The following is a 1,074-nucleotide window of genomic DNA, read 5'->3' as shown; positions in this document are numbered from 1 at the left end:
GTTGGCGCGGGCGTCGAGCTCGGCGTAGGTGACCTCCTCGTCGCCGAAGACCAGCGCGACCGCGTCGGGGGTCGCGGCGGCCCGTTCCTCGAAGAGTTCGTGCACGCCTCGATCGGCGGGGTAGTGGGCGGTGGTGTCGTTCCACTCGACGAGGGTGTGGTGCCGCTCCTCCGGCAGCACCACACCGACCGAGTCCACGGCCCGGTCGAGGTCCTCGGCCAGGGCTTCCAGTACGAGGACGAGGCGGCGGGCGAGGAGTTCGACGGTGGAGTGGTCGAAGAGGTCGCGGGCGTACTCCAGCCGGCCGGCGACTCCGGCGCAGCGGCCGTCGTCGGTCGCCTCCTCGAACATCTCGACCTGAAGGTCGAACTTGGCGGCGCCGGTGGATACGGGCAGCGCCCGGGTCTCCAGACCGGGCAGGTCGAGCCGGGCCTCGGCGGTGTTCTGGAGGGCGAAGAGGACTTGGAAGAGCGGGTGTCGGGCCGCCGAACGGGTCGGGTTGAGCTCCTCCACGAGCCGGTCGAACGGCAGGTCTTGGTGGGCGAACGCCGCCAGGTCGGCTTCCCGGACCCGGTCCAGCAGCTCGCGGAACGAGGGGTCGCCGGACAGGTCGGTCCGTAGGACGAGGGTGTTCACGAAGAAGCCGACCAGCCCGTCCAGCGCCTCGTCGCCGCGTCCGGCCACCGGAGTGCCCAACGGCACATCCATCCCGGCGCCGAGCCGGGACAGCGTCACTGCCAGGCCCGTCTGCAAGACCATGAACAATGTGGCACGTGACTCGCGGGCCACTCCCACCAACCGCTCGTGCAGATCGGCCGGGAGCCGGAAGTCCACGACCCCGCCCTCGTACGAGGCCGCCACCGGACGTGGCCGGTCGAACGGCAGCGCCAACTCCTCCGGCAACCCGGCCAGGGTCTCGCGCCAGTAGTCGAGCTGGCGCTCCAGCAGGCTGCCGGGGCCACCGGCGAGCAGCTTCCGCTGCCAGACCGTGTAGTCCGCGTACCGCACCGGCAGGGCGTCCCACTCCGGCGCCCGACCCGACACCCGGGCCGCGTACGCCACCCCGAGGTCACG

Annotated in this window: 1 protein-coding gene; it reads right to left on the bottom strand. The window is 71.9% G+C overall.

What is annotated here, in order from left to right; genetic code table 11:
- Nucleotides 1-1,074 (bottom strand): condensation domain-containing protein (locus tag JJV70_RS22240; RefSeq protein ID WP_257574401.1); only part of this gene is annotated, 1,074 nt, incomplete at both ends.

Origin of the sequence: Streptomyces sp. JJ66 (assembly GCF_019303495.1) — a bacterium.
GTDB lineage: Bacteria > Actinomycetota > Actinomycetes > Streptomycetales > Streptomycetaceae > Streptomyces.
The sequence above is the reverse complement of the archived record's forward strand: the minus strand, read 5'-3'. Positions and strand labels throughout refer to the sequence as shown.